Genomic DNA, 25,474 nt, shown 5'->3' with positions numbered 1-25,474 from the left:
AACAACGCGGATGACCATCGCATGTCGGGGTCGGCGTTGCGTTTCAACGATCAACAACCACATACCGCTCATCCAGAGGGGCAGAGGGATACGGCCCGATGAAGCCCCGGCAACCCTCCAGCCGGTCTCGTAAACGATCACTGTTGATCGTCTCCGCGAGGCTCCACCGGCTAGGGAAGGTGCCAAATCCGTCTCACGGCGAGATGCGTCGTGAGGAAGATGAGGAGAAAGGGCCTCGCCTCAATGGCTGTGCAGACTGTTGCAAGCACCACGGACAACACCACCGACACCGTCACCGTAGACCTGGGTCCCGCCGCGGCACTCTCCTGCCGCGAGTGCGGTCACCGTGTACCCCTCGGCCCGGTCTTCGCGTGCGAGGAGTGTTTCGGCCCGCTCGAGATCGCCTACGACTTCTCGGCCTACGACACCGAGGAGCTCCGTCGACAGATCGAGGCGGGCCCCTCGAACATCTGGCGTTACGCGCCCCTGCTGCCCGTCCCGGCGGACGTGGCCACCAAGCCGAACATCAACCCCGGCTGGACCAAGCTCGTCAAGGCCGACAACCTCGCGCGCGAGCTCGGTGTGACCGGCGGGCTGTACGTGAAGGACGACTCCGGCAACCCGACGCACTCCTTCAAGGACCGGGTCGTCGCCCAGGCCATCGAGGCCGCCCGCGCGTTCAACTTCACCACCCTCTCCTGCTCCTCCACGGGCAACCTGGCCGGTGCCGTCGGCGCCGCCGCCGCCCGGGCCGGCTTCCGTTCCTGCGTGTTCATCCCGCACGACCTGGAGCAGGGCAAGGTCGTCATGGCCGCGGTCTACGGCGGCGAGCTCGTCGGCATCGAGGGCAACTACGACGACGTGAACCGCTTCTGCTCCGAGCTGATCGGCGACCCGGCCGGCGAGGGCTGGGGCTTCGTCAACGTCAACCTGCGGCCGTACTACGCGGAAGGGTCCAAGACCCTGGCGTACGAGATCTGCGAGCAGCTGGGCTGGCAGCTGCCCGACCAGCTGGTCGTGCCGATCGCCTCCGGCTCCCAGCTCACCAAGATCGACAAGGGTCTGCGGGAGCTGATCAAGCTCGGGCTGGTGGAGGACAAGCCGTACAAGATCTTCGGTGCGCAGGCCGAGGGCTGCTCGCCGGTGTCCGTCGCCTTCAAGGGCGGTCAGGACGTCGTACGGCCGCAGAAGCCGAACACCATCGCCAAGTCGCTGGCGATCGGCAACCCGGCGGATGGTCCTTACGTCCTCGACATCGCTCGCCGTACGGGCGGGGCGGTGGAGGACGTGACCGACGAGCAGATCGTCGACGCGATCAAGCTGCTCGCGCGGACCGAGGGCATCTTTGCGGAGACCGCCGGTGGTGTGACCGTGGGTGTTACGCGGAAGTTGATCGAGGATGGCGTGCTGGATCCGACGTTGACGACCGTCGTGCTCAACACTGGGGATGGTCTGAAGACGCTGGATGCGGTGGCCGGGACCGGGCTCACTGCGACCATTCGTCCCAACCTGGAGTCGTTCCGAGAGGCGGGGCTCGTCTAGAGCCGTCGTCACGCTGCGGGCCGGTGGGGACTGGTCGCGCCCACGCGGCGGTAGCCGCAAATCAACACAGCCCCGCGCCCCTGAGGGCGATTACCTGACCGGAGGTCATAAGTCATGAGCGTCAACGTCCGCATCCCCACCATCCTGCGTACCTACACGGGCGGGCAGGCCGAGGTCGTCGCCGAGGGCGCCACCCTCGCCGAGGTCATCGCCGATCTGGAGAAGAACCACACCGGCATCTCCGCCCGCGTCCTGGACGACCAGGGCAAGCTGCGCCGGTTCGTCAACGTGTACGTCAACGACGACGACGTCCGCTTCGAGCAGGGCCTGGAGACCGCCACCCCGGACGGTGCGGGCGTGTCCATCATTCCGGCCGTTGCCGGAGGCTGATCATTACCCACGGTAACGTCGGTTACCGAGAGTTCATCGAATTGCCCCCTCCGTAAGAGAAGCGGAGGGGGCAATTCAATGTGGTTGAGCGCGGTACAGTTGGGGAACGCGGTGCCGGCCTTGAGGTCAGGGGCCCTAGTTTTCTGCCGCGCGCCCGACAAGAAGTAGCCAAACTGTGCGCCTCTTTTGTGGCCTTTGTGTGCTTTGTGGGGCCCGACTTGCCCTGCATTCAGCCGAATTCTCGGCAGATTCCCGACCCTGTGCGTCCTGATTTCTCGTCCGATTGACCTGTTGCAGACGGCAGTTGGGCAGATACATTCGGCCGCGGTCGACGCGTTCCGGCGCACGCCCCCAATCATGTGGGGGGTGAGGTCTGACCCGGATCCACGAAGTGTGGGTCTGTGCAAGGGCCAGTAATAGGGGAGTTAGGCATGGCTCAGGGCACCGTCAAGTGGTTCAACGCGGAGAAGGGGTACGGCTTCATCGCGGTCGACGGTGGTGCGGATGTTTTCGTCCACTACAGCGCCATCCAGATGGACGGGTACCGCACCCTTGAAGAGGGCCAGCGGGTCGAGTTCGAGATCTCGCAGGGCCAGAAGGGCCCGCAGGCCGACATGGTTCGCGTCTCTGCCTGAACGCGCGACCAACCGCAATAGAAGGTCTTCTCCGGAGGGCTCGCACCCGGCAGGGTGCGGGCCCTCCGGCACGTCCGGGGGTCGGTGCGGGGTGGTTCGCGTCCGGTTCGCATCCGGCTGAGGCGGGTGCCCGATCCCCGAGAGGCGCTTGCACTCGGCAGGGCCGAGTGCTAATCATTGGCGTTAGCACTCTGAAGGTGAGAGTGACAGTGTGGACCGGGTCGGTGAGGCCCGCAGGCCGGGTGGGGCAAGGAACCACGAGGCAGGCGAGCCGTCCGTCGCGGGCGCGGGCGCGGTCCGAAGGAATCACCCCCAGTCCTGGAGGGACCACTTCACATGGCCAAGATCATCGCGTTCGACGAGGAGGCGCGGCGCGGCCTCGAGCGCGGCATGAACCAGCTCGCGGACGCCGTCAAGGTGACGCTCGGCCCCAAGGGCCGCAACGTCGTCCTCGAGAAGAAGTGGGGCGCGCCCACGATCACCAACGACGGTGTCTCCATCGCCAAGGAGATCGAGCTCGAGGACCCGTACGAGAAGATCGGCGCCGAGCTGGTCAAGGAAGTCGCCAAGAAGACGGACGACGTCGCCGGTGACGGTACGACCACGGCGACCGTTCTCGCCCAGGCCCTGGTCAAGGAGGGCCTGCGCAACGTAGCCGCCGGCGCCAACCCGATGGCCCTCAAGCGCGGTATCGAGAAGGCCGTCGAGGCCGTCTCCACCGCCATCCTCGAGCAGGCCAAGGAGGTCGAGACCAAGGAGCAGATCGCCTCCACGGCCTCCATCTCCGCCGCCGACACCCAGATCGGCGAGCTCATCGCCGAGGCGATGGACAAGGTCGGCAAGGAAGGCGTCATCACCGTCGAGGAGTCCCAGACCTTCGGTCTGGAGCTGGAGCTCACCGAGGGTATGCGCTTCGACAAGGGCTACATCTCGGCGTACTTCGCCACCGACATGGAGCGTATGGAGGCCTCGCTGGAGGACCCGTACATCCTCATCGCCAACTCCAAGATCTCCTCGGTCAAGGACCTGCTCCCGCTGCTGGAGAAGGTCATGCAGTCGGGCAAGCCGCTGCTGATCATCGCCGAGGACGTCGAGGGCGAGGCCCTGTCGACCCTGGTCGTCAACAAGATCCGCGGCACCTTCAAGTCCGTCGCCGTCAAGGCCCCGGGCTTCGGTGACCGCCGCAAGGCCATGCTCGGCGACATCGCCATCCTCACGGGCGGCGAGGTCATCTCCGAGGAGGTCGGCCTCAAGCTGGAGAACGCGTCCCTGGACCTCCTGGGCCGCGCCCGCAAGGTCGTCATCACCAAGGACGAGACCACCATCGTCGACGGTGCCGGCTCTTCCGACCAGGTCAACGGCCGGGTCAACCAGATCCGCGCCGAGATCGAGAACAGCGACTCCGACTACGACCGCGAGAAGCTGCAGGAGCGCCTGGCGAAGCTCGCCGGCGGTGTCGCGGTCATCAAGGCCGGTGCCGCCACCGAGGTGGAGCTCAAGGAGCGCAAGCACCGCATCGAGGACGCCGTGCGCAACGCCAAGGCGGCCGTCGAGGAGGGCATCGTCGCCGGTGGTGGCGTGGCCCTGCTGCAGGCCTCCGTGGCGCTGGACAAGCTGGAGCTCGAGGGCGACGAGGCGACCGGTGCCGCCGCCGTCAAGCTGGCGCTCGAGGCCCCGCTGAAGCAGATCGCGATCAACGCCGGCCTCGAGGGCGGCGTCGTGGTGGAGAAGGTCCGCAACCTCCCCGTGGGCGAGGGCCTGAACGCCGCGACCGGTGAGTACGTCGACATGCTCGCCGCGGGCATCCCCGACCCGGCGAAGGTGACCCGCTCTGCCCTGCAGAACGCCGCCTCCATCGCCGCGCTGTTCCTCACCACCGAGGCCGTCATCGCCGACAAGCCGGAGAAGAACGCCGCCCCGGCCGGTGGCGGCGGCATGCCGGGCGGTGACATGGACTTCTGATCGACCTCCGGTTGATCGACCGTCCTGAGTACCGAGGGCGGCACTCCCTGGAAACAGGGGGTGCCGCCCTCGGGCGTGTGGTGGATCACAGAAGGCGGGGCGGCGGAATGCCCGGGTGAGGGGCGGCGGTTGTGCCGTACGGGCGGTCGATGCGCATGCACATACCGACGGGAATGCCCCATTGTCGGCCCGACTGCCCGACTGCCCGACCGACCTCTCCGAGGAGCCCATACGTGACCGCCACCGCCACCGAGCCCACCTCTCGCGCGGCCCGCATCCTCTCCCGACCGGCCACGATCAACGGACTGACCGTCCCGAACCGCATCGTGATGGCACCCATGACCCGCCAGTTCTCCCCGGGCGGCATCCCGGGCGCGGACGTGGCGTCGTACTACTCCCGGCGTGCCGCCGCGGGCGTCGGCCTGATCGTCACCGAAGGCACCTACGTCGGCCACGAGTCCGCCGGGCAGAGCGACAGCATCCCGCGCTTCCACGGCGAGGAGCAGCTCGCGGGCTGGGCCAAGGTGGCCGCGGACGTGCACGCGGCGGGCGGCATGATCGTGCCGCAGCTGTGGCACATCGGCATGGTCCGGGAGCAGGGCCAGCCGCCGTACCCGGACGCCCCCGCCGTCGGCCCCTCCGGCCTGCGCCTCGACGGCACCGAGGGCACCGGCAAGGCGATGACGCAGCGGGACGTGGACGACGTCATCGGCGCGTTCGCCGAGGCCGCCGCGGCGGCGGAGCGGATCGGCTTCGACGGCGTGGAACTGCACGGCGCCCACGGCTACCTCATCGACCAGTTCCTGTGGGCGGGCACGAACCGCCGTACGGACGTATACGGCGGCGACCCGGTGGCCCGTGCGAAGTTCGCGGAGGAGATCGTGGCGGCGGTCCGCGAGACCGTCTCCCCCTCCTTCCCCGTCATCTTCCGCTACTCGCAGTGGAAGCAGGACGTGTACGGCGCGAAGCTCGCCGAGACCCCCGAGGAACTGGAAGCCATCCTCGCCCCGCTCGCCGCGGCCGGCGTGGACGCCTTCCACGCCTCCACCCGCCGCCACTGGCTCCCGGAGTTCGACGGCTCCGACCTCAACCTGGCCGGCTGGACGAAGAAGCTCACCGGCAAGCCGGTCATCACCGTCGGCTCGGTCGGCCTCGACGGCGACTTCGTCAAGGCCTTCCAGGGCGAGGGCGCCGAGGTCAAGGGCATCGACGATCTCCTCGACCGCCTGGAGACAGAGGAAGTCGACCTGATCGCCGTGGGCCGCGCGCTGCTCCAGGACCCCCAGTGGGCGGCGAAGGTGCTGGGCGACCGCTACGAGGAGCTGAAGCCGTACGACGCGGCGTCGCTGAGCTCGCTGAGCTGAGGGCCCTCAGAGGTTGCCCATCGGCTCGATGTCGACGCGCACCGGCGTCCCCCAGACCCGCAGCACCTCGTAGTCGGTGAACTCGTGCACGAGGCGGTAGGCCATGGCGGGGCGGGGGCCGCGTCGCGCGGCGGCGAGATACAGCTCGGCCTCACGCCGGTCCCTGCGCGGCGTACCGCACAGCTGCCACGCCTGCCCGTTCCACAACTCCGGCAGCCAGCGCTGCTGGGGCTGGGGGCGGTCCTCGCGGACGCCGTAGCGGGAGGAGACGGGGTGGTCGGCGGACCGGGGGAGCGGGGCGGCCCCGTTGTACTCGGCACGCCGGGCGGCCCGGCGCCGGGTCTCGCACAGCAGGCACAGGTCGTGGGCGTTCTCGTCGACGGGCCCGCCCGGGTGCTCGGGGCAACGGGTGGAGGGCGCGGCCGTGGTCACGCTGTCCTCCAGCAGATCCAGGGCACGCTTGAGATCGGCCTTGACCTCGTGCAGCTTGGCGTCCGGGGTGTCACCGGTCAGGGCCTCGCCGTGTTCGCCGAGGAGGCGGAGGGCGCGGCCCAGGGCGGTTCGCTGGGCGTGGTTCATGGTGTCAGTCTGCGTAGTCTTTGAGCTTTTCGGTATCCAGGGTGATGTTCACCGGGGCGGGGATCTCGACGGTCGCTCCCCACGGGTAGGACGGGGAGCTGTGGTAGCGGCCGTCCTTCGGCTCGCTGTAGACGGTGATCGTGTTGTTGTCGCGGTCGACGAGGAGGTAGACGGGGATGTCGGCTTCCGCGTAGCCGACGGGCTTGTCGATGCGGTCGCGCTTGTTGGTGTCGCGGTCGCGGGAGGTGATTTCCAGGGCCATGAGGGAGCCGTCGGGGTCGGACCATTCGCCGTCACCCTTGAAGTGGTCCACTGGCGCAAGGGTCGCGTCGGTGCGGGCGCGGCCCTTGCGACAGGCCTCGGCCTTGACACCGGATTCGGGTACGAGATTCAGATCCGGGCGTTGCAGCAGGAACTGGCGCAGCAGCCACATGTAGATCGAGCAGTGGTTGCCGTCCGGCATTGCCTTGACCTCTAGTTTTCCGTTGACGTACTCAAGCCGGACGGTCTCCGGAGCCCGGCGCTCCAGTTCCTCGAAGTCCTCGACGCTGAGCGGGTCCCTCGTGCGGACCCGTCCGTCGACGTATTCCAGCCGTACGTGCGCCGGGGCCACACTGGCCAGTTCCTCGAAGTCCTCGACGGGCATCACCGGGCGGTCAGCTGTGCTGGGGGTCATGGCTTCGCCTCTGTCCTTTCGTGTCGTCGTACGGCCATTGCGGCACGGATCTCCGCCGCACGGGCATGGACTGAGGAGGCCTGCAGGGGCGTGTGGTGGTGGTCAGGGGCGCGTTCGCCCCGGCACGCACCGCAGATGCCGCCGGGCAGGGCCTCCGGACGGCCTGGTACTCCGCACTCGGCGCACTCCAGGATGCGGAGGGGTGGGCGTGGGGTCGGCTTCTCCGGCGGGAGCTTGGTGGTGAGGCGGTTGTGGATCAGGCCCGCCGGGTGATGGACCGGGGTGGGCAGGCCGCTGGTCAGGGCCCGGGTCACGTCCGCGTCGGTGGCGCCTCGGGCGTACCAGTCGGTGACGAGAGGCGCGAGGCGGGCGCATTCGGCCTCCGACAGCGACAGCGCGGGGGTCTCGCGGCCGAGGGCGGCGAGGAGGATGTGGGCGCGGGAACGGGTGGGGCGAGGCCGGTCCGGCGGTTCGTCCGGGACATCGCCCCGCGTGAACGCCGCCCACCAGTCATCGTCGCGTGCGGTACGGGAGAACCACGATCGGGTGATCCAGCGGACGCTCTCGGTGTCGGCCAGCCGCTCTCGTCCGCGTCGCAAGTGGCCTGCCTGTTGGAGGCGGTTGAGCGCGGTCCGGAGGGCGCACTGCCCGTACGGCAGCGTCTTGGCCAGCGTCTTTACGGAGATGTCGGCACCGTCGGGGAGACGGTCGAGGTAGGCGGCGATGGCGGCTTCGCGGGGTGGGAGGTGGGCGAAGTCGTGGGCCGTGCGGGGGTGTTGGTCCGGGGCGCTGCGCTTCCCGTAACCCGGATTGGCCATTGGGTGCGGGGACGCGTGCGCGGGCAGGAAGGTGGCACTAAGCTGGGCATCAGCCATGGGATCGAACTGTTCCTTCGATCTCGTAGGTCAAGCCCCCGCGCAGGTGCTCCAACATCTGGCGGGGGCTGTTCGTTATGCGGGCACGCTAGACGATCGTCACCCTGCGTGGCAAGCCGAACGCGTCAAGTCAACACGCGGGGTGGGAGGGTGGGTTGAGACCCGCCACCCATTCCTTGCAAAGAGGGCTCGGGGCTGGATGCTTGAGCTTCGGGACCGGTCAGCCCATGCTCTTCGCGCCGTCCAGGGACTCGCGGATGATGTCGGCATGGCCGGCGTGCTGGGCGGTCTCCGCGATCACGTGCACCAGCACCCTGCGGGCCGACCAACGCGCCCCGGGCTCGTTCCACGGGGCCTTGGGCAGCGGATGGGTGACGTTCAGGTCGGGCAGGGTGGTGACCAACTCGTCGGTTCGGCGAGCTACTTCGTCGTACGCCGCCAGTACGCCGACCAGCGTCTCACCGGGCAGCATCCGGAACTCGTCGGCCCGCCGGGCCCAGTCGGCCTCGGTCATGGCGGTGAAGTCGGGCATCGCCGACGGGCCGTTCAGGATGAAGTCCGCCCAGTGTCGCTCCACCGATGTGACGTGTTTGATCAGGCCGCCCAGGCACAGCTCGCTGGCAGTGGTGCGCTGACCGGCCTGTTCGTCGGTGAGGTCGCGGGTGGTGAAGCGCAGGAAGTGCCGGTGATGGGCCAGCGCTTCCAGCAGGTCGGTGCGCTCGTCGGTGGCGGTGTGGGTGTCGTGCGTGGTGTCAGTCATGACGGCCACGCTAGGAGTCATGTAGGTCAGTTCCTGACCGCTTTGACGAAGGCCGACCACGCAGATGCTCGGAACACGAGCTTCGGGCCGTGGGGGTTCTTGGAGTCGCGGACGGGGACGAGGGCGGGGTGGCCGTCGGCTACTTCCAGGCAGTTGTCGCCGCCACCGCCGCTATAGCTGGACTTGTGCCAGGTGGCCGTGCTCAGGTCGTAGTCAGGGATGTTCCTCATGGGTGTAATCCTGCGCCAACGCCTCGATCAGGGCCAGGGACTTCTCCTGCGAGAGCGCGGAGGCCACGAGGAGATCGAACGTGAACCTCAGTTGGGCGACCGTGGCCGGGTCGTCCTCCAGCCGTCCGGTGCGCACCCCCTCGTAGTAGGCCAGCGGAGGGGCGTCCTCGAACTCCATCAGCTTCAGGGCACCCTGCATCGCCGCGTGCGCTCCAGCGCTGAGCGGCAGTACCTGCACGATGACCCGGTTCCGGCGGGCCAGGGCGGCGATATGGCGCAGGGCCTCCGCCATCACCGCTCGGCCACCTGCCTCCCGGCGCAACGCCGCCTCGTCAAGTACGACCCACAACACCGGCTTTGTTGGGTGGTCGAGCAGCCGGATCCGCTCCATCCGGCCTTCCGTCCACTCCTCGACGGTCTCCTCCGGTGCCGTCGGGTCGTACGCGCGGTTCACGGCCTGTGCGTACGCGGGCGTCTGCAGCAACCCGGGGATCAGGAGCGGCGCGTACTCCCTGATCGCCGTGGCCTGAGCCTCGGCTTCCACCGCCTCCGCGAAGTGCTCCGGATACTTCGACTTGGCCGCCGCCCCGCAGTTCCGCTGGAAGAAGCCGTCCGTCCCCAGGACCTCATCCAGCAACCGCGCATACTCCGGCTGCATCCGCCGCGTACCCGCTTCCAACTGCCCGATGAACGTGCCGCTCACGAACAGTCGCTGACCCACGTACTCCTGGCTGAGCCCTGCCTTCTCTCTGGCGTGGCGCAGCTCCGCGCCCAGCAGGGCGCGCGGTGACGACGACGGGTCTAGGTCCCTCGATCCTGGCATGGCAACTCCCGGTCGAACAGCAGAGGTTGTTGGGGCGCCCGGTATGGCCAGGCTAGACCGATCGCGGACACGCTGTGTTGCGAACGGTGAACTCTGCGTGGAGGGAGAAGTAGGCGTGCGATCGACAGAAGAAGTGGTGGCGTCCTTGAAGGAGGCGCTTGTGGGCGTAGGCGTCGTCCTGCCGTCCCTCCGCGTCGATCCCGTGACCGGCGCGAGCGACGAGCCGTTCGCGCTGGTCGAGCTGGGGCGTTGCAACGTACGCACGGCCGAGCGGCTGGCGTCCGTGCTGAGAGGGGAGCGGCCGGCTGTCGGGAGCCATGTCGTCGACGTACGGGACGGACGTATCGGGGAGGTGATGGGGCACGTGGGCGGAAAGGTGCAGCTTCGGCCGGTGAGCGGGGGGCGTGAGTGGGACTGTCCGCCGGAGTCGACCGGGCCCGCTCCGCAGGGGGACGTGCTGCGGGAGCGGGTGCGGAAGGTCAACGGGGAGCGGCGGCTTCGCTGCTGACTAGTGCCGCGGCAGGCAACGTTTGCCCCGTCACGACGCCCGGCACGCACTCTCGCCGCACCGGGCACAGACCCAAGTACATCCAGTACGAGGGCCTGCGCCCGGCACGCCGAGAGCACGCACCGGACGCCGCTCCTTGACGGGCAAACGTTGCCTGCCGCGGCACTAGGTCGCCGCCCCCAGCGCCGCCCGCAGGTGGCCCTCCGACTCCTCCAGCAGGCGGGCGGCCGTCGGCCCGTCGACGTCGGCGAGGATCGTCAGGATGGCGTGCTTCACCTCGCCGTCGGTGGCCGTCAGGGCACGTTCGACCTCCTCGTCGCCCGCGCCGGTGGCCAGCGCGACGATGCGGCGGGAACGGGCGCGCAGCTTGTCGTTCGAGGCGCGGACGTCGACCATCAGGTTCCCGTACGTCTTGCCCAGGCGGATCATCGTGATCGTCGACAGCATGTTGAGGACCAGCTTCTGGGCCGTGCCGGCCTTGAGGCGGGTGGAGCCGGTGAGCAGCTCGGGGCCGACGACGATCTCGATGCCGTGCTCGGCGGCCGCCGCGAGCGCGCTGTCCGCGTTGCAGGCCAGGCCGATGGTCAGTGCCCCGTGCTCGCGGGCGTGCTCGACGGCGCCGATGGCGTACGGGGTGCGGCCGGAGGCGGAGATGCCGACCACCGTGTCGTCGGCGGTGAGGGAGAGGGCGTCCAGATCCGTCCGGGCCAGCTCCCTGGAGTCCTCGGCGCCCTCGACCGAGGTGACCATGGCCTCAGGTCCGCCCGCGATCAGGCCCACGACCTGCTCCGGGGCGGTGTTGAAGGTCGGCGGGCACTCGGAGGCGTCCAGCACGCCGAGCCGTCCGGCGGTACCGGCGCCCGCGTAGACCAGCCGGCCGCCCCGGCCCATCCGCTCGGCGACGGCGTCGATCGCGGCGGCGATCTCGGGCAGCCGCCGGGCGACGGCGGCCGGTACGGAGGTGTCCTCGGCGTTCATGAGGCGGGCGATGTCGAGGGTGGGCAGTCGGTCGATGTCGGCGAGTTCGGGCCGGAAGGCCTCGGTGGTCAGGGTCTCCAACTGGGCTTGGAGGTCACGGGGGTCGGAGGTGGAGGTCATAGTGGAACGGCTCTTTCACATTCGAGGTCGCGGTGCGGTTCTACCGCCGGTGCCGATGCCGATGCCGGTGCGCGAGCGCCTCGTACGACGCCGACAGGGCCGGCGCCGCCGTGTCGTACGTCCGTTGTGCCACCCCGACGAACAGACAGTCCACGACCAGCAGCTGACTGGTGCGGGACGACATCGCCGCCGGGCGCAGTTCGCTCTCCCTGGCCGTGGAGGTCGTCAGGACGTGGTCGGCGTACTGGGTGACGGGGCCGTCGGGCCGGCCGGTGATCGCCACCGTCGTCGCCCCGTGTTCGAACGCGACGCGGAGCGGCTCGATGACGTCCCCCGTGGACCCGGAGTGCGTGATCGCGATGGCCACGTCGCCCGCCCGCAGCTGCACGGCGTTGGTGACGGCGAGGTGCGGATCGTTGTGCGCGTGGGCTATCAGCCCTATCCGCAACAGCTTCTGGGTCAGGTCCTGGGCGACCAGTCCGCTGGCCCCGATGCCGTAGACGTCGGTGCGGCGGGCGGCGGCCACCGCGGTCACGGCGGCCCCCAGCTGCGCGGTGTCCAGGCCGGCCGCCGTGTCGGCGAGGGTCTGCTGCTCGTCGTGGGCGAGCTTGGTGACGACGTCGGCGATCGGGTCGTCGACCGCGATGTCGGTGGTGATGGCGGGGGCGCGCCCGGACTGCTGCTGGGCGGCGAGGCCGGCGAGTGCGAGGCGCAGGTCGCGGTAGCCGGGGTAGCCCAGGATGCGTGCGGTGCGTACGACGGTCGCCTCGCTGGTGCCGGTGAGTTCGGCGAGGCCGGTGACCGTGAGGGCGGCGCAGCCGGCGGGGTCCTTCGCGACGGCCTCGGCGACCCGCTGCATGGAACGGGTCATGGAAGGGGCGAGGGTGCGCACCTTGGCGGCCAGCGCGGCCGGGGCGGGCGGTGCGCCCGGGCCGAAAATTTCCTTCACTTCGCGGGTCACAGGTGAAAGATATTTTCGGCTCGGTGATGTGGTCAAGAGTGCGCACAATGGGTGCATGGATCCCATCAGCCCCCTGGAGCAGGCGTTGCACGCGGCACGCGCCCTCGTGCTGGCCGATCTCGTCGCGGGCGAGGTCGCCGAGGCGGACGTGGTGTCGATGGTCGAGGAGGCCGTCGTCCAGCGGCGCTGGTGGGTCGAGCAGTGGCCGGACGGCGTGGAGTACGTGGCCGGGCTGATCGCGCAGGACGTGCAGGACGCGCTGCTGGAGCGGTACGGCCGCTGGCCGCTGTGCCCGGTGTGCGGCTCCGGGGACCCGCACGCGCTGGACGTCGAGCCTGAGCTCGGGCCCGACCCGCACTGGGTGTGCCACAAGGCGGGTGTGAAGGTCGCGGCGGTGGGGGCGCTGGGGTCTGCGGCCGGCGGGACGCCGTCCTCGTGACGGTGTACATCGACCCGCCGACCTGGCCGGGACACGGCAGGATGTGGTCCCACCTGGTCAGCGATGTCTCGTTCGAGGAACTGCACACCTTCGCCGGGGAACTGGGCGTCCCACGGCGGGCCTTCGAGCGGGACCACTACGACATTCCCTCGCACCGGTACGCGGACGTGGTGGCGGCCGGCGCGGTGGAGGTCAGCAGTCGTGAGGTGGTGCGGCTGCTTACCGGGGCGGGGCTGCGGCGGCCGAAGGGGCGGGAGGTTCCTCCGCCGCAGGGGTGAACCAGGTCTCGGCTTCGTGGCGGATGTTCAGTGCGGTCGCCGTGAGGGCGGCTTCACGCAGGGACTTGCCCGCTCGCATGGCTGTCACGGCGAGGGTGACGAGGGAGAGGTGTTCCTCGGGGACCGGTGGCCACGTGCTGCGCGGGGGTTCGCGCTTGGTGTCGATGAGCCGGCGGTACAGGACGTACTCCACCCGGCGTTCCTCGCCCCACGCATGCGGGGGCTCTGCGACGTCGAAGCCCAGGGCGGTGAGAGGGTCGACGACCAGGTTGGAGAGGATCTCCTGGCCGACGTGGTGCATGACGGCGTGCAGCGCGGCCGGGGAGACCGGGCCGAATTCCTCCGGGTTCTTCCACGTCCCGTCCTCGCTGCCGTGGGACAGGACGTCGACGTCCTGTTTCCTGAAGCGTGACAGCACATCGGGATCGAAGCCGAAGCGGTAGCCCAGGGAACTCAGCCGGTCGGCCGCCTCCGACAGGGTGCTCTCGGTGCGGACGGCGACCCGCACCACTTGGACCAGGGAGACGGGGCGGTCGGTGTCGACGAGTTCGATGCCGGTTCCGAGGAGGTCGGTCTCCTCGGGGGTGGGCAGTTGCCCGTCCTCGGGGACCTGGGGCACCGGGTAACCGAGTTCGCGCAGTCTCGCGGCGAGGTCGCGGGCGGGGTGGTTGAGCCGGCGTGCGGTGGCGGCCACGTAGCGCAGCGGCACCTCGCGGTCCGCTCGGAGCTGCCTGGTGTCGATGAGGACCCGGTCGTCATCGGTCAGTTCGGGGAGCGCCGACGCGTCCGGCGGCAGGATGAAGCCGAGTTCTCCCAGGAGATCCGTGACGAAGCGCCGAGGCAGGTCCGTGGCGTACGTCACCGACGTCAACTGGGCGGCCGAGACGTGCACCGCCGCCTCGGGGGAGGGCGCGTCCTCGTACGCGTTCCACAGCGCGGAGAGGACGTTGCGCTCCTCTTCGGCCCAGGCATCGCGGGCCGGGTGTTGTGCGGGGACGGCGAAGCCCAGCTCGCCGAGCCGTCGGGCGGCCTGCGCCGTGGGGCAGTCGGCCTGGGCGGCGCTGACGGCGATCTGGGCGGCCGACAGCGCCGTCCCCGGGGACAGCCAGCCGGAGAGATCACCCAGGGGGCGCAGGAGGGGCAGGTCGGAGCACTCGGCCGCGGCACAATCGCCCAGGTCCCCGACCTCGTACCCGAAGTCGGTCAGGCGTGCCGCGACCTCGGCCGGCGGGCGCTCGACCTTCTCACTGAGCTCGAAGACGCCCGCGGGGGTGACGGGAGCGCCTGGTTCCCGCCAGGGAAACAGCTTGCTGAGGCTGGCCCAGCCTGTGTCGGCGAGCGCCTGAGAGGGCGCGTAGTGCTGCAGGAAGCCGGATGTGCGAGGGCCCCTCAGCCAGTCTTCGAGCCTGTAGTCCCAGACGTAGAACCTCTCCACAGCGCAGCACAACAGGAAGAGATCCGACGGGCGGGCGCACAGCGCGTCCGTGCCGTCGGTGTCCGGCAGCGTGACGGGGCCGCCGAACCCGGCGTGGTACAGGGTGCGCAGGCGCCAACGCAGCACCGGCAGGGGCATGTTCGCCAGGAACGAGGCGGCCTGTTCGTGGTCGGTGTGCGAGTAGTCGCCGGTGACCAGGGGCAGCAGGCCGGCGTCGGGCGGGAAGAAGCCGATCAGGCTGAACGGCACCGGCGGCAGGTTGCGCAGCTGCCACGGCAGATCGGCGCGGCGCACCTGCTCGGCGACCTGGTCGCCGAAGGACACGGACCAACTGCTGGCACCTTCCAGCCAGTCGGCGTCGAGCAGTCCGCTTCCGGAGTCGGTGAGAGCGGGCAGCGCGGCGATCATACGAGCCCTGACGTCATCCTCGTCGTATGAGCGTATGTTCTTGCGGTCCACCGTCAGTTCCGGCGTCCTCTCGCCGTGGAGGTTGACCACGGCGCCGTAGGGGGAGTTGCCGCTGTCCGCGTACAGGCCGTCCGCCAGGACGATGCCGTGGCCGCCGATCCACCAGAGGTCGGGGTCCTGGGAGGGGATGCGGTCCTGGCGCTTCCGGTGGTGGCCATACCAGTACTCTGTGACGGGGCCGGCCTCCGGCAGTGCGCCCGGCTGCCAGCTCAAGGTCCGTGCCCCGTGCTCGGCCGTGGTCGTATACGGCGCCACCCACAGCACCTTCTCCAGCGCGTCCACACAGGAGACGCCCCGGTGCTCCTTGCCCAGCAACAGCTGAACCGTCGTCCCGGTGTCCTCGCCCGGCCCCAGGTCCTCCACGCCGAAGAAGTTCCCCGGCCCCGCGATCGTCACCCGCAGCCGTCTGCCCGGCCGCCCCTCCCGCCCCATCCGGCAGGTCTCCACGACGATCTCGTCGGCCAGCATGAAGTAGCTGAGCACGCCGATCCCGAACCGCGAGTTGTGATGGAGACGCAGCTTCTCGCCGGGAAGCTCCTCCCAGGCCGCCTGTTCCTCGATGTACTCGGGGAGGTCGACGAAGCGGGCGCCGCCCTGGGAGAAGACGGTGCTCAGCTCCTTGATGCCCATGCCGATGCCGTTGTCGCGGCACTGCAGATAGGGGCGTCCGTCGGGGCGGACGCCCTGGGTGAACTCGATACGGCCCTCGTAAGGCTTCAGACGCTCGCCCTTGCGCCGCAGGAACTCCGTGCGGCACTCCCGGTAGCGGGCGGCGTCCAGGGCGTTCTGGTACAGCTCGCGTACGGCCAGTTCGCTGTCGCCGTACAGTTCCTCGCCCATGAGGAGCTCCTGCACGCGGTCCTCGGCCAGCTGGAAGCGGATGCCGTCGGAGAGCTGGTCGGGCGTGTTGCCGTGCAGACTCACGCGGCTGCCGTCGGCGTAGGGCGGGAGCCCTTCGAGCGGGGCGAGGGCCGGGTCGTCGCCGCGGTTGATGTCGCGCAGGAGCACGTCGAAGCGGGCCGCGTGTTCGCGCAGGGCGACCTGGACGGCCGGGTGCATGCACACGGCGTTGAGGGAGCGGCCCAGGCCGGAGACCCGCCAGTCGGACCGGCGCACCGTGGCCCGTAGCTGTTCCAGGTCGACGCTGCCGTGCACGCCGAGGTGCTCGACGACGATCTCGGGCAGGTCCAGCGGGTCCACGGCCATGGCCTGTGCCGCCTTGACGAGGGCGGCGACCAGGACCGTACGCACCGGCTGCTCTTCGTCGGTGCTGGCCTCGAAGACCTCCGAGTCCTCATGGAGCGGCCGGTACCCGTACGGCGCCTGGTCGGTGTCGGCGCGCCGCATGGTGAACGGGGTGGTCCGGTGCTCCTTCACCAGCCGCATCAGACGCTCGGCGGAGAGGGCGTCGGCCACCCACTGCGGATACTCCCCGCCGGTCGTCACATCGCCGATGAGTTCCTTGAGCCGCTCGGCGGTGTACAGATCCGGCTGCCGGACGAGCCAGCGGTGGAAGAGCCACCAGTGGATGCGCTCCGTGGCCTCGCGGGCGGCCTTCTTGCTCTCGGCGTCGTCGCCCGCGCTCTCCAGCGCGACCAGGCGCCGCTTGAGCCGCGGAAAACCCTTCGCGAACTTGTGGAAGCGGGCCTGGTCGGGCCCGGCGGCCGAGGCGTTCGCGGTGAGGACGCCGACGCGCTGGGCCGCCTCCTGGGCCCAGAGGGTCTCGGTGACCAGGGGAAACAGGAAGGCCAGCGCCGCCTCGGCCGGCGACAGCGTCCCGTCGTCCAGCCGGCCGACCAGGAACCCCAGCCGTTTGTGGGCGCGCTCGGTCAGGAGGGTGTCGTGCCAGGGATCCTCACCCAGCGCCCGCGCCGCCTTCTCGTACGTCGCGGCCAGCCGGCCCGCGAGGACCCGGCAGACGTCCTTGAGGGTCTCCCGCGCCGGGTTCTCGGAGGTGCGGTGCCACGGGAACTTCTCGACGTTCCGCACCCAGGTGTGGTCCCCGCTCCACCGCTCGGCGCCGGGCAGCAGCGGGAAGTCCCCGCCGTCGGCGTCCGTCTCGCAGGTCACCTTCACCCGCTGCGGAGGGTTCGGCTTGGCGTAGGCGCGGTAGTACTCGTCGACCCGCTGCTGCACCTGCACGGAGAACTCCCGCAGCCGCAGCGCGTGCGGGTCGGCGGTGATCACGTCGGCGACGGCGCGCGAGAAGATGCTGAACGACTCGCCCTGCTGCGTCCCCATGTCGTAGCCGGGCTGGAGCGTGTCCGTCTCCCTGACGAACCGCGCGACCTCGGGTGCCGCGCAGGCGTGGACGTAGGCGACCTTGCGGCGCAGGGTGTCGATGATCTCCGGGGGCTTCCAACGCCGGGTCCCGGGAATCGACTTGGTGTCCGGCATCACGCCCTCGCGGCAGGTGTCGAGCAGGAAGACCACGCGCTCCGCCTGGGACCGCTCGACCTCCTGGTGCCAGCCGACCTTGATGCAGTTGTTGACGAACGGCACCGTGTCGGCCGCGTCCTCGGGCACCAGGTAGTCCTGGCCCTCGATGTGGATCCCGTGTCCGCTCAGCACGATGAGCAGCGTGTCGCCGCGCCGGGCGCCGCCGAGGAACTTGTCGACGGCACCGCGCACGGTGTTCGGCGTGATGCCGCGCCGGCTCTCCAGGATGTCGGCCTGGAAGTCACGGCCGGCCAGGGCCTCGCGCAGCCGCTGGAGGTCGTCCCGGACGAAGGGCAGCTCCCCGAAGCTGGGGCTGTCGGAGTAGTCGCTCGCCCCGATCAGCAGCGCCTTGTACTTCTGCATGGGCCGGGCCCGCTCAGTCGGGCCGCTTGAACGTCAGCGTCAGGCTCCGAGAACCCTGCATCTGCCCCGAGCCGACGAGCTGGATGCCTCCGCTCGCGGTGACCTGGAAGGAGAGCTGTGCCTCGGCCAGCGGGAGCGGGCCGCCGCGGTCGGCGACCTCCTGGAAGATCCGCTGCAGGGCGTCGACGGCGTCGGCGAGGTTCTTGCGGAGCGGGCCGAGGGGCACCGCGCGCAGCACGGCGTCGCCGTCGCGGCTGAACAGGCCCATGGTGTCGCTGTCCTGCGCGGCGAGCGCGACGTCCTCCTCGGTCGCCGTCACCCAGAACGGCAGGGTCTGCCCGTCCACCGAGACCTGGACCGTGGTGTCTCCAGCGACCTCACCGGCTTCTCCGACCCGGTCCAAGGCTTGCTCGCTCATGCCGTTCCCGTCCCCCTCAGCCACACCGGCTCCGCCAGGCTCCCGTTGGAGAGACAACTGTAGTTCCACCAGGGGCATTTGCGGTCGGGGATACGGTGACTCGGTCTTGTCGCCGACGGGGCGTCAGTCGCGGCGGACATACAACCGGAGTGCCGCCTCCGCGTCGTGCTGCTCCTGCACCGACCGCTCCTCCTCCACGGTTGCCCGGACGAATCCGGCCCGTGCCGCCACGCCCTGGGAGGGGGTGTTGCCCTGCTCGATCGTCGCCATGAGCACGTGTACGTCGCCGCGGGCCAGCGCCCACTCCGACAGGGCGCGCAGTGCCTCGGTCGCGTAGCCGTTGGCGCGGGCGCTCTCCACCAGGTCGTAGCCGATCTCTGCCTTGCCCTCCTCGTCCGGCGCCCCGTGGAAACCCATGCCGCCGATCGCGCGGCCGTCTTCCTTCCGCACGAGGACGAACAGGCCGAACTCCGGACGATGCACCCCGGCCTCGCAGGCCTTCAGTATCATCCCGGCGGCCTCCAGCGTGCCCTCGTAGGGCCTGCCCCCCAGCCAGTCGAAGCCTCCGCCGCCGCCCGCGCTCAGGTCGGCGGCAGCCGCGGGGGTGACGCCCTGGAGAGTGAGGCGGTCGGCGGGGATATGGATCGGGGCGCCGTGACCGGACAGCTCAGACATCCTCACTCCGGGTGTCGTCCGGTACGACGGACACGATGGCGCCGGTCGGCGGTGCGGGGTGGGGTGCGTAGACGTACGTCACGGACAGGGCGGGGCAGCCGGCCCGGGCCTCGACGCGCGTCACCCAGACTTCCGCGCCGTGGTCGAGGACGCGGACGCGTCGCCCCGTATGTGGTGTTCGCTCCAGTTCCTCACGCAGGCGCTCGACAGCCGATGCTGCGTCTGGGCCGAGCAGATCCAGCCGTTTGCGGGCCGTGTGTGTGATCTCCACGATGGCCCCGAGTTCGCTCAACGGTCGCCGTCCCGCTTGAGGGACATGGCCAGTTCGACGCCCTCGGCGAGGGACGCCTCGAAGTCGGGGTCGCAACGGGTCAGGACATGCCCGCGGTATGTCGCGATCAGCTCCGAAACCTCGTGCAGGTCCGTGAAGTCGACGCGGTTCAAGGTGGCCGCCAGTTCGGCTTCGAGGCGGGCCGGATCGCCCGGGAAGCCCAGTCCTGCGGCGAGGGCGGCCCGCACCTCGCCGAGGGTCCGCATGGGCGGTGGCTCGACAGGTACTTCCGGTTGCACGGGCTGTTCACTCACGGAGCGTGATCCTTCCTGCGGAGGGCGAGTCCCACGCTACTCCGGCCGACGTCATGACGGCATCAGCATTTCCAGCTCCGACCGCAGGTTGTAGCGTGCCGTCGCCTCCCACTCCGCCTCCCCGTACGGCGTCCTGAACAACTGTGGCAGGTCGAGGAGCCGGCGGAGGATCGCGGAACGGCCCTCGCGGAAGGCGTCGTTCGGGATGAAGTGGTACTCCTCGCGCACGGCGGCCGTGTAGGCGGCGTACGCGGACGGCGGCGCGGCGAGGATCGCCAGGTCCGCGTCGCACAGAACCTGGCCGTTGCGGTCGTCGGGGGACGGGGCGTGGGTCTCCGTGAGGCGGACCAGGCGGGCCACCTCGGCGGTCTTCTCCGGTGACACCCCGGCCTCGGGGAGGGCGCGCTCGGCGAGGCGGGCGGAGCGTTCCTCGTTCTCGGAGCGGTCGGGGAAGTAGACGGCGTCGTGGAACCAGGCGGCGAGGCGGACGGCGTCCGGGTCGGTGGCGTGCTGTTCGAGTACGTCGATGTGGTCGAGCACCGCCGTGAGGTGGGTGAGGGTGTGGTAGCGGCGCTGCGGTTCCTGCCAGCGGGCGAGCAGGCTGTCGGCGTACGGGGCCGGGTCGGGGCCGGTGGCCTCGGGGCCCCGGGCTCCTTCCAGGGCGCGGGTGAAGCGGGTGCGCAGGGCGTCGGGATCGGCCATGTGGTCATTCTCCCGCGGCGGCCTGGCTTGGGGCCCGTACAGGCGTAGTCTGGGAATTGGACTAGACCTCTAGACCTCTAGTCGCCCGATGAAGACGAACGAAGACGAACGAAGACGAATGGGGTCCCATGAGCAAGCGTGCAGTCCTGGAGGTGATCGCCCTCGACGCCGAGGACGCGCTCGCCGCCCGGGCCGGAGGCGCGGACCGCCTCGAACTGGTCACCGACATGGCGGCCGACGGACTGACCCCGTCGGTCGCGACCGTCGCCGGTATCCGCGCCGCCGTGGACATCCCGCTGCGCGTGATGCTGCGGCTCGCGGACGGGTTCGCGGCGGGGGACCTCGGGCGGCTGGTGCGGATCGCGCACGAGATGCGGGAGGCGGGGGCCGAGGAGTTCGTGCTCGGGTTCCTCGACGCGGACGGCGGGGTGGACCTTGCGGCCGTGGAGCGGATCGTGGAAGGGCTGGACGGCTGCCGGTGGACCTTCCACCGGGCGATCGACCGGGCCGCCGACCGGGACGCCCTGCGCAAGCAGTTGGACGGGCTGCCTGGGCTCGATACGTACCTCACGGCCGGGTCGGCCGCCGGTGTGGACGATGGGCTCCCCACGCTGCTCGCCGAGGCGGCGCGGCGCGGGGAGCCGGGGTACGAGCAGCAGCTGCTGGTGGGAGGCGGGCTGCGCCTGGAACACGTGCCGATCCTGACGGCCGCTGGGATCGACGGATTCCACATCGGCGGGGCGGCGCGGCCCGGCGGCTGGGACGGGCCGGTTTCGGAGCGGGCCGTGGCCGAGTGGCGGGCGGTGCTGGACGGCGGTTCGTAGGTGCCCGGCGTGGGGGGCTGGGCGGGGGTGGGTCGCGCGGCCCGGCGCTGACGGGGTGCCGCCTGCGCCCACCCGTGCCGCCCCAGCGGCACGACTGCCCGCAGTTACGGCAGTTACGGCAGTTACGGCAGCTACGTCAGCTGCGGCGGCAGCGGAGCCGCATGCGTCACGATCAGGCCCGACACCGCTCGGGTGAGGGCCACGTACAGGCGGCGCAAACCCGTCCGTTCGTCCGGTTCGCCGTCGACCACCGCCTGCGGCTCGTCCAGGACCACGTAGTCGTACTCCAGGCCCTTGGCGAGGGAGGCCGGGACGAGCGTCAGCCGGGTCTCGTACGTCGTCTCCTCACCCGGGGCCAGGTAGCCGATGCCCGCCGCCGTGAGCGCCTCCGCCAGCGCCGGGACGCGGGCGTCGGCGGCGATCAGGCCGGTCGACCCCTCGTTGCGCAGCGACTCCTCGCAGGCGGCGATCACTTGGGTGGTGTCGGTGATCTCGCGGACGTCGAAGAAGCCGGGGTTCTCACGGACCGACGCGACCGGCGTCAGGCCCGGGGCGATGTGCGGGAGCAGCCGGGAGGCGTACGTGATGACGTCCGTCGGCACGCGGAAACCGGCCGTCAGCTCCTCGACCACGCCGTCCGACTTGCCGAGGTGGGCGAGCGCCTCGTCCCAGCTGCGGGTCGCCCAGGGGGTGGTGCCCTGGGCCAGGTCGCCGAGGACGGTCGCCGAACCGGTGGTGCAGCGGCGGCCGACGGCCCGGTACTGCATCGGGGAGAGGTCCTGCGCCTCGTCCAGCACCACATGGCCGAGGGAGTGCGTGCGCTGCACGATGTCGTTCGCCTCGTCGATCAGCACCGTGTCCGCCGGCGACCACTTGGCGGACTTCACGCTGCGGACAGGCTTCGCCCAGAGAATCGTCTTCTGCTCGTCCTCGCTCAGCAAGCCTTCCGCGTGTACGGCGAGGAAGTCCGGGTCCGTGAGCAGCCGCAGCACGAGCTTGGCCGGGTCCACCGGCGGCCAGGCCGCCTTGACCGCCGCCTTCACGGCGGCGTTGCGGGCGACGGCGTCCTGCACGCGGTCGTCGGGGGCCTCGCCGGAGCGTTCCATCTGCACCAGCACGGCGTGCGCGATGCGCTGCGGCAGGGCCTCGCGGGCGGCGCCGTAGCGGATGTCCCGGTCGAGCAGCTCGCGGACGATGTCCTCGAGTTCGTACGCCGGGACCCGCCAGCGGCGTGAGCCGCGCACGACGACGACCGGCTCGGTCGGCATGGACACGTGTGAGTAGACGGCACGCTTCAGCACCTGGGCCATCCGCGCGTCGCCCTTGACGATCGCCGCCGCCGCGTCGTCCGTGCCGCGCACCTCGACGTGGGCGACCAGGTCGTCGACGGTGGCCTGGCGGACGGTCAGCTCGCCGAGGGCGGGGAGCACTTGCTCGATGTAGTGCAGGAAGGATCTGTTCGGTCCGATGACCAGGGTGCCGGTGCGGGCGAGCCGGTCGCGGTGGGCGTAGAGGAGATAGGCGACTCGGTGCAGGCCGACGGCCGTCTTCCCGGTCCCGGGGCCTCCCTGCACGCACACGGTGCCGCCCAGCCCGCTGCGGACGATCTCGTCCTGCTCCGGCTGGATCGTCGCCACGATGTCCCGCATCGGTCCGACGCGCGGGCGCTCGATCTCGCGCTGGAGGAGTTTGCTGGTGAGGGCTGCCTCGGCCGGGTCGGAGAGGTGCTCGTCCTCGTACGCCGTGAGGTCGCCGCCCGTGTAGCCGAAGCGGCGGCGCAGCGCGATGTCCATCGGGTCCTTCTTGGACGCCCGGTAGAACGGCTGCGAGACCGGCGCACGCCAGTCGATGACCATCGGGTCGCCGTCGTGGTCGTGCACGTGCCGGCGCCCGATGTAGAAGCGCTCGCTCTCCGCCCCCTCGGCCTGCTCGGCCCCCGGCGCGTACAGGTAGTCGAGCCGGCCGAAGAACAGCGGGGTGTCGCTGAGGTCGGCCAGGGCCTTGATGCGCTCGTCGATCTGATGGGAGAGGGCCTCGGCGTTGACCCAGTTCGCGGTGACGTCGGTGATGTCGAGGGACTCGACGTCCTCGCGCATCGCGCGCAGGGCGGCACGGGAGCGCGCGAGGTGGGAGCGCTCACGGAAGAGGGGATCGTCGGCGGGCGTGGACAAGGGAGTGCCTCCGGAGGACCTGCTGGAGAGGTGGACGAGCGGCTGCGTGATGCCGGCCGGTTTCCGTCCGGTCGGCGGCACTCCGGGAGGGAGGCGGGCAAGAGCGGAGAGTGTAGGTGAGCGGGGGAGCCGGGGGCCAATGGTTTTTTGGTCGTTCCCGATGCCGCGAGTCGGTCCGCTCACCGATGCCGCGAGTCGGTCCGCTCACCGGTCCCCGAGTCGATCCGCTCACCGGTCCCCGAGTCGATCCGCTCACCGGTCCCCGAGTCGGCCAGCTCACCGGTCCCCTAGGGGACGCCCCCTCCACCCTGGGGGCAGGGACCTCAGCCGGAAGTACTACCCGGCGACCATTCCGGTTCGACCCGCAGACCGATGCCCTCCTTATGTCCGGAACGCCACCATGGACATATGAGCGCAGCAACCATCTCCCCCGCCCCGCGCCCGCCCCGCCCGGCCGGCGCCACGCCCCTCCTGGACGGCCACCGTCACGTCTTCGGCGATGCCCTGCGAGCCGTCAAGGTGTTCGCGGGCGCCGCCTTCGACGTGATGATCCTCGGTGAGTACGGCGAGGAGGCGGGCGTCCGCCGCAGGTGACCCGCAGGTGACCGCCCCTCAGCTCTCCGCCAGCAACTCGTCCGCGTCCATGATCCGGTACGCGTACCCCTGCTCCGCCAGGAACCGCTGCCGATGTGCCGCGAAGTCCTGGTCGAGGGTGTCCCTGGCCACCACCGAGTAGAAGTGGGCCTGGTGGCCGTCCGCCTTCGGTCGCAGCACCCGTCCCAGCCGCTGCGCCTCCTCCTGCCGCGACCCGAACGTGCCCGACACCTGGACGGCGACCGTCGCCTCCGGCAGGTCGATGGAGAAGTTCGCCACCTTCGACACCACCAGCACACTGATCTCGCCCTGCCGGAAGGCCTCGAAGAGCTTCTCGCGCTGGGCGTTGGAGGTCTCGCCCTTGATGACGGGCGCGTTCAAGTGCTCGCCCAGTTCGTCGAGTTGGTCGATGTACTGGCCGATGACCAGGATCTGCTGGCCCGCGAAGCGCCGGACGATCGCCTCCGTGACCTTCCGCTTGGTCTCCGTCGTCGCGCAGTAGCGGTACTTCTCCTCGGTCTCGGCAGTGGCGTACGCCAGCCGCTCGGAGTCCGTGAGGTTGACCCGGACCTCGACGCAGTCCGCGGGCGCGATGTAGCCCTGCGCCTCGATCTCCTTCCACGGCGCGTCGAACCGCTTCGGGCCGATCAGCGAGAACACGTCCGACTCGCGGCCGTCCTCCCGCACCAGGGTGGCCGTGAGCCCCAGCCGCCGCCGCGCCTGGAGGTCCGCCGTGAACTTGAAGACCGGCGCCGGCAGCAGGTGCACCTCGTCGTAGATGACCAGACCCCAGTCCCGGGAGTCGAACAGCTCCAGGTGCGGGTAGACGCCTTTCCGCTTGGTCGTCAGCACCTGGTAGGTGGCGATGGTGACCGGCCGGATCTCCTTCCGCGTCCCGCTGTACTCGCCGATCTCCTCCTCGGTCAGCGAGGTCCGCTTCACCAGCTCGTGCTTCCACTGCCGGGCGGAGACGGTGTTCGTGACGAGGATGAGCGTGGTCGACTTCGCCTGCGCCATGGAACCGGCGCCGACCAGCGTCTTCCCGGCGCCACAGGGCAGGACGACCACGCCCGAGCCGCCGTGCCAGAAGTTCTCCACCGCCTGCTTCTGGTACGGCCTGAGCGCCCACCCGTCCTCGGCCAGCTCGATCGGGTGCGCCTCGCCGTCGACGTACCCGGCGAGGTCCTCGGCGGGCCAGCCCAGCCTCAGCAGTACCTGCTTGATCTGCCCGCGCTCGGAGGGGTGGACGAGGACCGTGTCGGGGTCGATGCGGGCGCCGACCAGCGGGGCGACCCGCTTCGAGCGCAGGATCTCCTCCAGGACCGGCCGGTCGGTGGTGGTGAGGACGAGGCCGTGCGCCGGGTGCTTGGACAGGGTCAGCCGCCCGTACCGGTCCATCGTCTCGGCGATGTCGACGAGCAGCGCGTGCGGCACGGGGTAGCGGCTGTACTGCACCAGCGCGTCCACGACCTGTTCGGCGTCGTGCCCGGCCGCCCGCGCGTTCCACAGGCCGAGCGGCGTCACCCGGTAGGTGTGGATGTGCTCCGGCGCCCGCTCCAGCTCGGCGAACGGCGCGATGGCCCGACGGCAGTCGTCGGCATGCTCGTGGTCGACTTCCAGGAGCAGGGTCTTGTCGGACTGGACGATTAGGCAGGACACGCATACCTCCGCGGTTGGATT

At 70.2% G+C, this 25,474-nt stretch carries 25 protein-coding genes, 1 pseudogene and 1 riboswitch; of the genes and pseudogenes, 10 read left to right on the top strand and 16 right to left on the bottom strand.

What is annotated here, in order from left to right:
* The first annotated feature begins 65 nt into the window (after window positions 1-65).
* A riboswitch (SAM riboswitch) is annotated at window positions 66-226 on the top strand.
* Between the two features lie 17 nt (window positions 227-243).
* The 5 genes from thrC to Q4V64_RS23440 all read left to right on the top strand — a co-directional run bounded on the left by thrC (window position 244) and on the right by Q4V64_RS23440 (window position 5,893).
* On the top strand, window positions 244-1,542 hold the full coding sequence (thrC, locus tag Q4V64_RS23460) for a threonine synthase (RefSeq protein WP_124441173.1): 1,299 nt from the start codon (window positions 244-246) through the stop codon (window positions 1,540-1,542).
* A gap of 114 nt (window positions 1,543-1,656) precedes the next feature.
* The gene (locus Q4V64_RS23455) at window positions 1,657-1,932 is read left to right on the top strand and encodes a ubiquitin-like small modifier protein 1 (protein WP_124441174.1); all 276 of its coding nucleotides are present in this window, start codon (window positions 1,657-1,659) and stop codon (window positions 1,930-1,932) included.
* Between the two features lie 431 nt (window positions 1,933-2,363).
* Complete coding sequence (locus Q4V64_RS23450) at window positions 2,364-2,567, top strand: cold-shock protein (RefSeq protein ID WP_010035953.1); 204 nt, start codon at window positions 2,364-2,366, stop codon at window positions 2,565-2,567.
* Window positions 2,568-2,903: 336 nt separating this feature from the next.
* The gene (gene groL, locus Q4V64_RS23445; protein ID WP_124441175.1) at window positions 2,904-4,529 is read left to right on the top strand and encodes a chaperonin GroEL; all 1,626 of its coding nucleotides are present in this window, start codon (window positions 2,904-2,906) and stop codon (window positions 4,527-4,529) included.
* Between the two features lie 233 nt (window positions 4,530-4,762).
* Window positions 4,763-5,893: an NADH:flavin oxidoreductase gene (locus Q4V64_RS23440; protein ID WP_124441176.1), complete on the top strand. Its 1,131-nt coding sequence runs from the start codon at window positions 4,763-4,765 to the stop codon at window positions 5,891-5,893.
* 6 nt (window positions 5,894-5,899) lie between these two features.
* Here the strand turns inward: Q4V64_RS23440 and Q4V64_RS23435 are convergent, their stop codons facing one another.
* From Q4V64_RS23435 to Q4V64_RS23410, 6 genes are all read right to left on the bottom strand, one after another.
* Window positions 5,900-6,472 (bottom strand): hypothetical protein, encoded by a 573-nt coding sequence (locus Q4V64_RS23435; RefSeq protein WP_124441177.1) that lies wholly within the window; start codon window positions 6,470-6,472, stop codon window positions 5,900-5,902.
* A gap of 4 nt (window positions 6,473-6,476) precedes the next feature.
* Entirely contained in the window at window positions 6,477-7,148 is a 672-nt protein-coding gene (locus tag Q4V64_RS23430; RefSeq protein WP_253267057.1) for a Uma2 family endonuclease, read from the bottom strand.
* Window positions 7,145-7,966 carry a hypothetical protein gene (locus Q4V64_RS23425; protein WP_124441213.1) on the bottom strand — a complete coding sequence of 274 codons (822 nt, stop codon included), beginning with the start codon at window positions 7,964-7,966 and terminating at the stop codon, window positions 7,145-7,147. The genes Q4V64_RS23430 and Q4V64_RS23425 overlap by 4 nt, the downstream gene beginning before the upstream one ends.
* A 277-nt stretch (window positions 7,967-8,243) precedes the next feature.
* Window positions 8,244-8,783, bottom strand: coding sequence for a DinB family protein (locus Q4V64_RS23420; protein ID WP_172629275.1), 540 nt, complete (start codon window positions 8,781-8,783; stop codon window positions 8,244-8,246).
* Window positions 8,784-8,809: 26 nt separating this feature from the next.
* Window positions 8,810-9,013 (bottom strand): DUF397 domain-containing protein, encoded by a 204-nt coding sequence (locus Q4V64_RS23415; protein ID WP_124441179.1) that lies wholly within the window; start codon window positions 9,011-9,013, stop codon window positions 8,810-8,812.
* The gene (locus tag Q4V64_RS23410; protein ID WP_124441180.1) at window positions 8,997-9,836 is read right to left on the bottom strand and encodes a helix-turn-helix transcriptional regulator; all 840 of its coding nucleotides are present in this window, start codon (window positions 9,834-9,836) and stop codon (window positions 8,997-8,999) included. Before Q4V64_RS23410 ends, Q4V64_RS23415 begins: the two co-directional genes overlap by 17 nt.
* Window positions 9,837-9,951: 115 nt before the next feature.
* Between Q4V64_RS23410 and Q4V64_RS23405 the strand changes: the two genes are divergently transcribed.
* Entirely contained in the window at window positions 9,952-10,344 is a 393-nt protein-coding gene (locus Q4V64_RS23405) for a hypothetical protein (protein WP_124441181.1), read from the top strand.
* 165 nt (window positions 10,345-10,509) lie between these two features.
* Here the strand turns inward: Q4V64_RS23405 and murQ are convergent, their stop codons facing one another.
* Window positions 10,510-11,442 (bottom strand): N-acetylmuramic acid 6-phosphate etherase, encoded by a 933-nt coding sequence (gene murQ, locus Q4V64_RS23400; RefSeq protein WP_124441183.1) that lies wholly within the window; start codon window positions 11,440-11,442, stop codon window positions 10,510-10,512.
* A 40-nt stretch (window positions 11,443-11,482) separates the two neighbouring features.
* Window positions 11,483-12,403 carry a MurR/RpiR family transcriptional regulator gene (locus Q4V64_RS23395; protein WP_124441184.1) on the bottom strand — a complete coding sequence of 307 codons (921 nt, stop codon included), beginning with the start codon at window positions 12,401-12,403 and terminating at the stop codon, window positions 11,483-11,485.
* A gap of 55 nt (window positions 12,404-12,458) precedes the next feature.
* Here Q4V64_RS23395 and Q4V64_RS23390 point away from each other — a divergent pair, with 55 nt between their 5' ends.
* Both Q4V64_RS23390 and Q4V64_RS23385 read left to right on the top strand, forming a co-directional pair.
* Window positions 12,459-12,842: a hypothetical protein gene (locus tag Q4V64_RS23390; protein WP_124441185.1), complete on the top strand. Its 384-nt coding sequence runs from the start codon at window positions 12,459-12,461 to the stop codon at window positions 12,840-12,842.
* The gene (locus Q4V64_RS23385; protein ID WP_124441186.1) at window positions 12,839-13,120 is read left to right on the top strand and encodes a DUF4031 domain-containing protein; all 282 of its coding nucleotides are present in this window, start codon (window positions 12,839-12,841) and stop codon (window positions 13,118-13,120) included. Before Q4V64_RS23390 ends, Q4V64_RS23385 begins: the two co-directional genes overlap by 4 nt.
* Here Q4V64_RS23385 and Q4V64_RS23380 read toward each other — a convergent pair.
* From Q4V64_RS23380 to Q4V64_RS23355, 6 genes and pseudogenes are all read right to left on the bottom strand, one after another.
* Window positions 13,062-17,825 (bottom strand): caspase family protein, encoded by a 4,764-nt coding sequence (locus Q4V64_RS23380; protein ID WP_124441187.1) that lies wholly within the window; start codon window positions 17,823-17,825, stop codon window positions 13,062-13,064. The genes Q4V64_RS23385 and Q4V64_RS23380 overlap by 59 nt on opposite strands.
* 13 nt (window positions 17,826-17,838) lie before the next feature.
* Complete coding sequence (locus Q4V64_RS23375) at window positions 17,839-18,243, bottom strand: hypothetical protein (RefSeq protein ID WP_124441188.1); 405 nt, start codon at window positions 18,241-18,243, stop codon at window positions 17,839-17,841.
* 123 nt (window positions 18,244-18,366) lie between these two features.
* Window positions 18,367-18,882: pseudogene (locus Q4V64_RS23370) on the bottom strand (GNAT family N-acetyltransferase); the annotation flags it as partial.
* 28 nt (window positions 18,883-18,910) lie between these two features.
* Window positions 18,911-19,210: a hypothetical protein gene (locus tag Q4V64_RS23365; protein ID WP_124441190.1), complete on the bottom strand. Its 300-nt coding sequence runs from the start codon at window positions 19,208-19,210 to the stop codon at window positions 18,911-18,913.
* Window positions 19,207-19,503: a hypothetical protein gene (locus tag Q4V64_RS23360; RefSeq protein ID WP_124441191.1), complete on the bottom strand. Its 297-nt coding sequence runs from the start codon at window positions 19,501-19,503 to the stop codon at window positions 19,207-19,209. Before Q4V64_RS23360 ends, Q4V64_RS23365 begins: the two co-directional genes overlap by 4 nt.
* 51 nt (window positions 19,504-19,554) lie before the next feature.
* Window positions 19,555-20,205 carry a hypothetical protein gene (locus Q4V64_RS23355; RefSeq protein WP_124441192.1) on the bottom strand — a complete coding sequence of 217 codons (651 nt, stop codon included), beginning with the start codon at window positions 20,203-20,205 and terminating at the stop codon, window positions 19,555-19,557.
* 128 nt (window positions 20,206-20,333) lie between these two features.
* Here Q4V64_RS23355 and Q4V64_RS23350 point away from each other — a divergent pair, with 128 nt between their 5' ends.
* Window positions 20,334-21,029: a copper homeostasis protein CutC gene (locus Q4V64_RS23350; protein WP_124441193.1), complete on the top strand. Its 696-nt coding sequence runs from the start codon at window positions 20,334-20,336 to the stop codon at window positions 21,027-21,029.
* Between the two features lie 131 nt (window positions 21,030-21,160).
* Here Q4V64_RS23350 and Q4V64_RS23345 read toward each other — a convergent pair whose 3' ends face one another.
* Entirely contained in the window at window positions 21,161-23,200 is a 2,040-nt protein-coding gene (locus tag Q4V64_RS23345) for a UvrD-helicase domain-containing protein (protein WP_124441194.1), read from the bottom strand.
* Between the two features lie 408 nt (window positions 23,201-23,608).
* On the opposite strand from Q4V64_RS23345, the gene Q4V64_RS23340 reads away from it, so the two are divergent.
* Window positions 23,609-23,794 carry a hypothetical protein gene (locus tag Q4V64_RS23340; RefSeq protein WP_172629276.1) on the top strand — a complete coding sequence of 62 codons (186 nt, stop codon included), beginning with the start codon at window positions 23,609-23,611 and terminating at the stop codon, window positions 23,792-23,794.
* 18 nt (window positions 23,795-23,812) lie between these two features.
* Here Q4V64_RS23340 and Q4V64_RS23335 read toward each other — a convergent pair whose 3' ends face one another.
* A complete protein-coding gene (locus Q4V64_RS23335; protein ID WP_124441196.1) occupies window positions 23,813-25,453 on the bottom strand; it encodes a DNA repair helicase XPB in 1,641 nt (546 codons plus the stop codon).
* Window positions 25,454-25,474 lie beyond the last annotated feature (21 nt).

The organism is Streptomyces sp. NL15-2K (assembly GCF_030551255.1).
Classification (GTDB): domain Bacteria; phylum Actinomycetota; class Actinomycetes; order Streptomycetales; family Streptomycetaceae; genus Streptomyces.
This window is presented reverse-complemented; position numbering and strand designations above follow the sequence as displayed.

Excerpts from the sequence above, each read along its gene's own strand:
- thrC (WP_124441173.1), top strand. The coding sequence starts at position 244 with ATGGCTGTGCAGACTGTTGCAAGCACCACGGACAACACCACCGACACC.
- Q4V64_RS23455 (WP_124441174.1), top strand. The coding sequence starts at position 1,657 with ATGAGCGTCAACGTCCGCATCCCCACCATCCTGCGTACCTACACGGGC.
- Q4V64_RS23450 (WP_010035953.1), top strand. The coding sequence starts at position 2,364 with ATGGCTCAGGGCACCGTCAAGTGGTTCAACGCGGAGAAGGGGTACGGC.
- groL (WP_124441175.1), top strand. The coding sequence starts at position 2,904 with ATGGCCAAGATCATCGCGTTCGACGAGGAGGCGCGGCGCGGCCTCGAG.
- Q4V64_RS23435 (WP_124441177.1), bottom strand. The coding sequence starts at position 6,472 with ATGAACCACGCCCAGCGAACCGCCCTGGGCCGCGCCCTCCGCCTCCTC.
- Q4V64_RS23430 (WP_253267057.1), bottom strand. The coding sequence starts at position 7,148 with ATGACCCCCAGCACAGCTGACCGCCCGGTGATGCCCGTCGAGGACTTC.
- Q4V64_RS23425 (WP_124441213.1), bottom strand. The coding sequence starts at position 7,966 with ATGGCCAATCCGGGTTACGGGAAGCGCAGCGCCCCGGACCAACACCCC.
- Q4V64_RS23420 (WP_172629275.1), bottom strand. The coding sequence starts at position 8,783 with ATGACTGACACCACGCACGACACCCACACCGCCACCGACGAGCGCACC.
- Q4V64_RS23415 (WP_124441179.1), bottom strand. The coding sequence starts at position 9,013 with ATGAGGAACATCCCTGACTACGACCTGAGCACGGCCACCTGGCACAAG.
- Q4V64_RS23410 (WP_124441180.1), bottom strand. The coding sequence starts at position 9,836 with ATGCCAGGATCGAGGGACCTAGACCCGTCGTCGTCACCGCGCGCCCTG.
- murQ (WP_124441183.1), bottom strand. The coding sequence starts at position 11,442 with ATGACCTCCACCTCCGACCCCCGTGACCTCCAAGCCCAGTTGGAGACC.
- Q4V64_RS23390 (WP_124441185.1), top strand. The coding sequence starts at position 12,459 with ATGGATCCCATCAGCCCCCTGGAGCAGGCGTTGCACGCGGCACGCGCC.
- Q4V64_RS23380 (WP_124441187.1), bottom strand. The coding sequence starts at position 17,825 with ATGCAGAAGTACAAGGCGCTGCTGATCGGGGCGAGCGACTACTCCGAC.
- Q4V64_RS23375 (WP_124441188.1), bottom strand. The coding sequence starts at position 18,243 with ATGAGCGAGCAAGCCTTGGACCGGGTCGGAGAAGCCGGTGAGGTCGCT.
- Q4V64_RS23355 (WP_124441192.1), bottom strand. The coding sequence starts at position 20,205 with ATGGCCGATCCCGACGCCCTGCGCACCCGCTTCACCCGCGCCCTGGAA.
- Q4V64_RS23350 (WP_124441193.1), top strand. The coding sequence starts at position 20,334 with ATGAGCAAGCGTGCAGTCCTGGAGGTGATCGCCCTCGACGCCGAGGAC.
- Q4V64_RS23340 (WP_172629276.1), top strand. The coding sequence starts at position 23,609 with ATGAGCGCAGCAACCATCTCCCCCGCCCCGCGCCCGCCCCGCCCGGCC.